This is a genomic window from Acinetobacter terrae (genome assembly GCF_013004375.1).
Taxonomy (GTDB): domain Bacteria; phylum Pseudomonadota; class Gammaproteobacteria; order Pseudomonadales; family Moraxellaceae; genus Acinetobacter; species Acinetobacter terrae.
This window is the reverse complement of the sequence record NZ_JABERI010000039.1, coordinates 1-1,464: the sequence shown is the minus strand read 5'-3', so window position 1 is coordinate 1,464 and position 1,464 is coordinate 1. Positions and strand designations below refer to the sequence as shown.

Genomic DNA, 1,464 nt, shown 5'->3' with positions numbered 1-1,464 from the left:
TAATCTGCACCCCGAAAGTTGGACACTCTTAGTCTAATTTGAAGGGTGCTTTTTAATGGCTAAATATTCTCAAGAATTTAAATTAAAAGTTGTGGAGCATTACTTGTCTGGTCATGGCGACTCTGTAACAGGTCAAATTTTTAATGTTCATAGATCAGATGTTCAAAAGTGGAGTAAAGCATTTAAACTTTATGGCATGGCAGGCTTAGAACTCAGAAGATCTAAAACAACTTTTACGGTTGAATTTAAATATCAAGTTGTTAAAGCAATATGTGAGGAAGGAGCTTCATTAAGAGAAACGATGCAACGCTTTCATATTAAAGAAACAAGCACGTTAAGAGATTGGTTGAAAAAATATAAAGAAAACGGTATAGATGGCTTGAAACCAAAAGCTAGAGGACGGCCCAAAAGCATGCTAAAGCCAAAGATAACGAGAGCTCAATATACTCAAGCAGATCAGGATAAAACCCATGAGGAACTGCTTGAGGAGTTGGCATATCTACGTGCTGAAGTTGCTTTCCTAAAAAAGCGGAGAGCCTTGATTCAGAAGCAGAAAGAACAGGAAAAAGTCGAACAGCAACGACTGCAAGATTCATATCTGAATTAAGGCAAAACTACCCACTAAAGCATGTGCTATGTGCAGCCAAGATGGCGCGTAGTACCTATTTTTATCATCAGAAATCATCAGAAATCAATGATAAATACAGTGATTTAAAACAGCAAATCAAAGTGATCTATCATCAGCATAAAGGGCGTTATGGGTATCGCAGGATTACGCTTGCATTGAGAAATACAGGTTTGATCGTGAACCATAAGTGTGTACAGCGATTGATGATATCTATGAAGCTTAAATCACGTATTAGGGTTGTGAAATACCGTTCGTATAAAGGGCAAGTAGGTAAAATTGCAAACAATGTATTGCAGCGTCAATTCAAGGCTGAGCGACCTAATCAAAAATGGGTTACTGATGTGACTGAATTTAATATTCGGGGGGACAAGCTTTACCTATCTCCCGTCATGGACTTATTTAACGGTGAAATTATTGCATTTCAAATGGAACGTAGACCAGTATTCGGACTAGTCAAAGATATGCTTAAAGAGGCTATAGAGACACTCAACCTAAATGAGAAGCCAATGATCCATTCTGATCAAGGTTGGCAATATCAAATGAGATTTTACCAGAAACAGTTAGCAGAACGAGGGCTCACCCAAAGTATGTCACGTAAGGGGAATTGTTTAGATAATGCTGCTATGGAGAGCTTCTTTGGAATACTTAAATCTGAATGTTTCTATGGAGAAGAATTTAAATCAGTTGATGAATTGGAGCAAAAAGTGAAAGAATATATTCACTATTACAATCATGAAAGAATCAAGGTTAAATTGAAAGGACTGACCCCTGTAGAATACAGAAATCAGTCCTTAGAAATTGCCTAACTTACTGTCTAACTTTTGGGGGTCAGATCA

At 37.4% G+C, this 1,464-nt stretch carries 1 protein-coding gene; it reads left to right on the top strand.

Annotated features, from left to right (window positions below):
* Positions 1–55 precede the first annotated feature (55 nt).
* Positions 56–1,434, top strand: a protein-coding gene (locus tag HLH14_RS14070) for an IS3 family transposase (protein ID WP_413228128.1) whose coding sequence is annotated in 2 segments (ribosomal slippage) — positions 56–530 and positions 530–1,434 — 1,380 coding nt in all. Because the reading frame shifts where the segments join, the coding sequence is not laid out codon by codon here.
* Positions 1,435–1,464: the final 30 nt, after the last annotated feature.